Genomic DNA, 6,000 nt, shown 5'->3' with positions numbered 1-6,000 from the left:
CGGCCGCCGCCGCCGGTTCCGCTACCGCCGGTTCCACCACCGCCGTCGCCGGATCCACCACCCCCGCCGCCGGTTCCACCACCGCCGCCGCCGGTTCCGCCACCGCCGGTTCCACCACCGCCGCCGCCGGTTCCACCACCGCCGCCGCCGGTTCCACCACCGCCGCCGCCGGTTCCGCCACCGCCGCCGCCGGTTCCGCCACCGCCGCCACCGGTTCCACCACCGCCGCCGCCGGTTCCGCCACCGCCGGTTCCACCGCCGCCGCTGTCATTGTCGGGGTCACCGTCACCGGTCCTTTGAGAGAAGGAGAGGCTGGCCGTAGGAAGGTCAGTTAGGACAGCAGCGAAAGCAGGGCAGCTGTCCAATGTCCTTGCTAGAATATCTTCAAAATCTGCTCGGCGCTGAATGTAGCGCAACATACGTGCATCAACGACTTTACAATCACAGAGTGTTTCTGTCGAAACAGACTGTCGGGCTGTTTTTACAGTGCATTTTTCAGCAGCACTCGCCGTGCCGGTAGTAACTAACGGAAAAGTTGCCGAAACAAATACAATAGATAACAATTGGGATTTAACGCGCATAACGACGCTCCTTGGTACTCATTAACGTGGGCTTCTTACGCATATTTGTGCCATACTTTGAACATAATTACATCCATTCCACGCCTTATTTTCAAGTTGTTGGAGCATGGGAAATTTCGGAAAAATTCCCGTAGAAATGGAAAAATGTTAAAAAACAAAAAGAAAGCCTGCCGGTGTGGCAGGCTTTCTTTTTATTAATATTGCGTTAATGTACGCAAAAATGTCACGATTGAGCCAATGTTTCCCAAGTGTGAACGATGTCACTGTATAGGCTAGGCAGATTTTGCCATTCGTTTACGTTCGTGCGGATCTAGGAATCGTTTTCTCAGACGTACAGCGTTTGGCGTTACTTCAACCAATTCGTCATCGTCGATATATGCGATCGCCTCTTCCAGCGAAAACTGGATATGAGGCGTTAGTCGAACTGCGTCGTCTGAACCACTTGCGCGAACGTTTGTGAGTTTCTTACCCTTTAGCGGGTTCACTTCGAGATCGTTGTCTCGCGAATGTTCACCAATCACCATGCCTTGATACACGTCGACCTGTGGCCCGACGAACATGCGACCGCGCTCCTCAAGGTTCCACAGTGCATAGGCAACAGCTTGACCGTTTTCCATGGAAATCAGAACGCCTGCACGGCGTCCGGGGATTGGGCCTTTGTGAGCGGCCCAGCCGTGGAACACCCGGTTTAACACGCCGGTGCCGCGCGTATCGGTCAGGAACTCCCCGTGATAGCCGATTAGGCCCCGTGAGGGGACATAGGCGATGATGCGGGTCTTTCCGACGCCGGCTGGACGCATTTCAGCCAATTCGCCTTTACGTGCTCCGGTGATTTTTTCGATGACGGCGCCCGAAAACTCATCATCGACGTCGATGGTGACTTCCTCAATGGGCTCCATGCGCTGGCCGTTTTCTTCCTGAAACAGCACTTGGGGGCGCGAAATGCTCAGCTCGAAACCCTCGCGGCGCATGTTTTCGATCAACACGCCCATCTGCAATTCGCCACGACCCGCGACTTCAAAGGCTTCGCCGCCGGGGGTGTCGGTGATGCGAATGGCGACATTTGATTCCGCCTCTTTCATCAAGCGGTCGCGGATCACGCGAGATTGGACCTTTTTCCCATCACGCCCGGCAAGCGGCGAGTCGTTAATGCCAAAGGTTACGGTGATGGTGGGCGGGTCGATTGGCTGTGCGGGAAGCGCCTCTTCGACCTGAGGTGCAACCAGTGAGTCGGCCACTGTCGCTTTGCTCATGCCCGCGATGGTGACAATGTCGCCGGCCTCAGCCACGTCAATCGGCTGTTGTGCCAACCCGCGAAAGGCCAGGATCTTTGAAGCGCGGAAATTTTCGATCTGCGTTCCATCGCGGCTGAGCGCCTTGAGGGTGTCACCAGCCTTTAACGTACCGCTTTCTACGCGACCGGTCAGGATGCGACCGATGAAAGGATCGCTGCCCAAAGTGGTTGCCAGCATGCGGAAAGGCTCTTCTTTCCGGTCAGCCTGCTTGGGAGCAGGAACGTGATCCACGATCAAGTCGAAAAGGGCGGTGAGGTCCTTGCGAGGGCCGTCCAGCTCCATATCCGCCCAACCTGAGCGGCCTGAGGCGTACATGGCGGGGAAATCAAGTTGGTCATCATCCGCGCCAAGGTTGGCGAACAGGTCAAAGCATTCATCCAGCGCGCGGTCAGGCTCGGCATCGGGTTTGTCGACCTTGTTCAGAACCACAATCGGGCGCAGGCCCAGCGCCAGCGCCTTGGAGGTCACGAATTTGGTCTGCGGCATCGGACCTTCGGCGGCATCAACCAGCAGGACAACACCGTCGACCATCGACAGGATGCGTTCGACCTCACCGCCGAAATCGGCGTGGCCGGGGGTGTCGACGATATTGATGCGCGTGCCTTTCCATTCAACGCTGGTGGCTTTGGCAAGGATGGTGATCCCGCGCTCGCGCTCCAGATCGTTGCTGTCCATGGCGCGTTCGGCCACGGCCTGATTTTCCCGGAACGCGCCGGATTGTTTAAGCAGCTCGTCCACCAGGGTCGTTTTGCCGTGGTCCACGTGAGCGATGATTGCGATATTGCGCAGGTCCATGAGAGGTCAGCCTTTGAACGGGAAGTTGCCGCGCGCATAACCCGGTTTGACCAAATAGACCAGCCCTAACCGGTGCTCAGTGGCCTGCAGTCTTGGAAAACAGGTGGATGATCAGGATTCCTGCCAAAATCATGCCCAAACCAATGACGGCTGGCCAATCCAGACGTTGTCCAAAAACGAGAAAGCCGATGATTGCGATCAGGACGATGCCCATTCCCGACCAGATCGCATAGACGATTCCAACCGGCATGTATTTCAAGGTGAGACCGAGAAAGTAAAACGCGACTCCGTATGCGACGACGACCAACACGCTTGGCCAAAAACGGGTAAATTGTTGGCTGGCCTGCAGTGCTGTGGTGCCGATGGTTTCGGCTGTGACGGCTAGCAACAGAATAAGATAAGCTTTTGGCAAGACAAACCCCTTCAAGGAAGTTGTTTTGCGGGTTGAGCACTATTCCTGCGCCTTTGGCAAGCGCTATTTTTCACACGAGATATATTGATGAAGTTACTTTATAAAAAATATGTAAGCTATTGTATAAGAGTTGAAAAACGAGTTGTTTTGGTTCGGAAAGTGCTGAATCGGCATATGAAACGTTTACGCGGGCATGTTTTCAGCGAAATACGTTTCCAATTGTGGTTTTAACCACGTCCAAAGCTTTGGTGCGCCGCGTGTGATTGGCGCGCCCACGCGGTCCTCGATCTGTTGCAGCGTAACCTTGTAGTCGACCCAAGAACCACCACCGGTTGCCAGATTCCCGATGGGAGTTTGGAAACGATCAATGGCCTTCGCAAAACGGGCGTCTGGGCTCTCGGCTGCCTCGAACTCCTGCCAAATTGCGTGGAATTCATCTTTTTGATCCGCCGGAAGCATACCAAACAAGCGATCTGCGGCTGCTTGTTCCTCAGCCTGTTGCGCTGCGTGATCCACCTGCCCGTGGATCGGGTGATCACCCGCGTCGATCTCAACAATATCGTGCAGCAACAACATCTTGAGAACGCGGTTTAATGAGACTTCAGGTGCCGCATATTCAGACAGAACCCAAGCATACAGCATAATATGCCACGAATGTTCTGCCGAGTTTTCAAAGCGACCTCCGGACAAAAGCCGCGAGGCTCGGTTCACGGATTTCAGTTTGTCACTTTCAGCAAGAAAGGGAATGCGGTCCGAAAAACCTGATTGTATATGGTCTTGTCCTTCTAGCCACGCGACCGCAAGGGCATAAGCATCCGGTAATGCTTTCTCCAAATACGCAGCGCGCCCACCGTTCAGGTTTTCACGCACAACAGTCAAATGGTCAGGGTTTGGAGCCGGGGCGCAGAGCACCTGAAAAAGCGGCTGGCAACGATCCAGACACTTGGCGAATTTGGCGTCAGGTGTCGCGTCAGCCTCGAATTCGCGCCACAGCGATAGAAACTCGTTCGTTTGGTCATTAGGGAGCATGGCGAAAAGTTCAGCAGCCGCCTCATGCTCGGCCTGTTCTACAGCCTGCCAATCGGTTTCCAGATGAATCGGGTGGTCACCAACAATGATCTCGACAAGGTCGTGCAGCAAAAGCATGCGAATGACGCGGCCGATATTAACTGAGCTATCGGCATAAGGGGCCATAACCAAAGCCCATAAAGCCAATTGCCAGCTATGTTCGGCCGAGTTTTCCTGTCGGGTCTGGTCCAGAAGGGTATTCGCGCGTTCAACCGATTTTAATGAGTCCGCGCGGCTAAGAAATTCGATTTGCGCGGGCAGACGATCGGTCATTGCTTTTCGATCGCTTTCACTTTTTGTCTGTGCTTTGCCAGCCGTTGAATCACGAACTGGCGGGCTTTCCGCTCCGCCAGTCGAACCCGAATTTCGGTCAGGAATGCCTCTTCCAGGGTTTGAGAAGACGCACCCAGAAGCTCACCAACCTCGACGTAAAAGCGATCGTCACCGGTTTCATCCATGACTTTGACCGTGTCTTCGGCCAGCTTCGCCGCGAGGGTGGAAAGCGTATCTGACATCAGCGTGTGGTCTCGGTTAGGCGGCGTTTCACGTAATCGCTGACGTCTGTAATCAGCGTGTCCATATGGCGATCCTGGAAAAAGTGATCCGCGCCTTCGACTTCGTTATGCGTGATGGTGATACCTTTTTGCTCATGCAGCTTGTTCACCAAAGCGGTTGTGTCAGACGGCGGAGCAACCCGGTCGGACGATCCGTTGATGATCAGACCAGAGGAAGGGCAGGGTGCCAGGAACGAAAAGTCGTACATATTTGCAGGGGGTGACACACTGATAAAGCCGGTGATTTCAGGCCGACGCATCAACAATTGCATCCCGATCCACGCGCCGAAGGAAAAGCCTGCGACCCAGCAGTGTTTCGAATTGTTGTTCATCGACTGGAGGTAATCCAGTGCCGAAGCCGCATCGCTGAGTTCGCCTACGCCCTGATCGTATTCACCCTGGCTGCGACCCACGCCGCGAAAATTGAACCGCAACACGGTGAAGCCCATGTTGTAGAACGCATAGTGCAGGTTATAGACCACCTTATTATTCATGGTCCCGCCGAACTGAGGATGCGGGTGCAGCACGATGGCGATCGGTGCGTCTTTTTCCTTTTGCGGGTGGTAGCGGCCTTCCAGGCGGCCTTCGGGTCCGGGAAAAATCACCTCGGGCATGTGTGCGTCGGTCCTGTCTTTACGTCTTTGGGCCCGTAAATACTTGACGATAATCGTCGGGCACCTTAGAACGGTTCTAATTGTGTTTCTAAGCGCTTTTGCGCTGTCAGTCGGAGATACGCACTGGCGGCGACGGCGTCAATGATTTCGCGCGTAAACTGCCATGAGGGAATGACAATGAAGCTTTCGACTAAAGGTCGTTACGCGATGGTGGCCCTGGCCGATATCGCCCTTCAGCCTTCCGATGGCTTGGTGACGTTAAGCGAAATCTCTGATCGCCAGGACATCTCACTGCCGTATCTTGAGCAGTTGTTTGTCAAGCTGCGTCGGGCTGAGCTTGTCGCCTCGGTTCGCGGGCCAGGTGGTGGATACCGTCTTGCGCGTCCACCGTCGGAAATTCGGGTCGTTGAGATTCTGTCTGCGGTAGATGAAACGGTTGATGCGTTGCAGAAAGGTGCAGGTGCGTCAGGGGCGTCTTCGGGAAGTCGTGCCCAGTCTTTGACCAATCGTTTGTGGGAAGGACTAAGTGCCCACGTTTACGTGTTTCTGCACCAAACACGCTTGTCTGACGTGATCAAAAACGATCTGGCGCCTTGCCCGGCGGTCCCAAGCCTGTTCGCGGTCGTGGACGAGTGACATGAAAACAGGAAGCCTGCATTTTCCGAAACGTGGCCGGGTCAC

At 55.0% G+C, this 6,000-nt stretch carries 6 protein-coding genes and 1 pseudogene; 1 reads left to right on the top strand and 6 read right to left on the bottom strand.

The window, feature by feature from the left end; translation table 11 throughout:
- From ACR0BD_RS16190 to ACR0BD_RS16165, 6 genes and pseudogenes are all read right to left on the bottom strand, one after another.
- Positions 1 to 419: pseudogene (locus ACR0BD_RS16190) on the bottom strand (hypothetical protein); the annotation flags it as partial.
- Between the two features lie 434 nt (positions 420 to 853).
- Positions 854 to 2,671, bottom strand: a complete 1,818-nt coding sequence (gene typA, locus ACR0BD_RS16185) for a translational GTPase TypA (protein ID WP_480831933.1) — start codon at positions 2,669 to 2,671, stop codon at positions 854 to 856.
- Between the two features lie 76 nt (positions 2,672 to 2,747).
- A complete protein-coding gene (locus ACR0BD_RS16180) occupies positions 2,748 to 3,083 on the bottom strand; it encodes a DMT family transporter (RefSeq protein WP_480831931.1) in 336 nt (111 codons plus the stop codon).
- Positions 3,084 to 3,266: 183 nt separating this feature from the next.
- Positions 3,267 to 4,424, bottom strand: coding sequence for an HD domain-containing protein (locus ACR0BD_RS16175; RefSeq protein WP_480831929.1), 1,158 nt, complete (start codon positions 4,422 to 4,424; stop codon positions 3,267 to 3,269).
- Positions 4,421 to 4,666 (bottom strand): hypothetical protein, encoded by a 246-nt coding sequence (locus tag ACR0BD_RS16170; RefSeq protein WP_480831927.1) that lies wholly within the window; start codon positions 4,664 to 4,666, stop codon positions 4,421 to 4,423. Before ACR0BD_RS16170 ends, ACR0BD_RS16175 begins: the two co-directional genes overlap by 4 nt.
- Positions 4,666 to 5,319, bottom strand: a complete 654-nt coding sequence (locus tag ACR0BD_RS16165) for an alpha/beta hydrolase (RefSeq protein ID WP_480693591.1) — start codon at positions 5,317 to 5,319, stop codon at positions 4,666 to 4,668. Before ACR0BD_RS16165 ends, ACR0BD_RS16170 begins: the two co-directional genes overlap by 1 nt.
- Positions 5,320 to 5,496: 177 nt before the next feature.
- On the opposite strand from ACR0BD_RS16165, the gene iscR reads away from it, so the two are divergent.
- Positions 5,497 to 5,955, top strand: coding sequence for a Fe-S cluster assembly transcriptional regulator IscR (iscR, locus tag ACR0BD_RS16160; protein ID WP_480693590.1), 459 nt, complete (start codon positions 5,497 to 5,499; stop codon positions 5,953 to 5,955).
- Positions 5,956 to 6,000 lie beyond the last annotated feature (45 nt).

The organism is Ruegeria sp. G5 (assembly GCF_056533365.1).
The sequence above is the reverse complement of the archived record's forward strand: the minus strand, read 5'-3'. Positions and strand labels throughout refer to the sequence as shown.

Bases quoted from the DNA above. Each gene is read 5' to 3' on its own strand.
- iscR (WP_480693590.1), top strand. From the start codon at position 5,497: ATGAAGCTTTCGACTAAAGGTCGTTACGCGATGGTGGCCCTGGCCGAT.
- ACR0BD_RS16170 (WP_480831927.1), bottom strand. From the start codon at position 4,666: ATGTCAGATACGCTTTCCACCCTCGCGGCGAAGCTGGCCGAAGACACG.
- typA (WP_480831933.1), bottom strand. From the start codon at position 2,671: ATGGACCTGCGCAATATCGCAATCATCGCTCACGTGGACCACGGCAAA.
- ACR0BD_RS16175 (WP_480831929.1), bottom strand. From the start codon at position 4,424: ATGACCGATCGTCTGCCCGCGCAAATCGAATTTCTTAGCCGCGCGGAC.
- ACR0BD_RS16165 (WP_480693591.1), bottom strand. From the start codon at position 5,319: ATGCCCGAGGTGATTTTTCCCGGACCCGAAGGCCGCCTGGAAGGCCGC.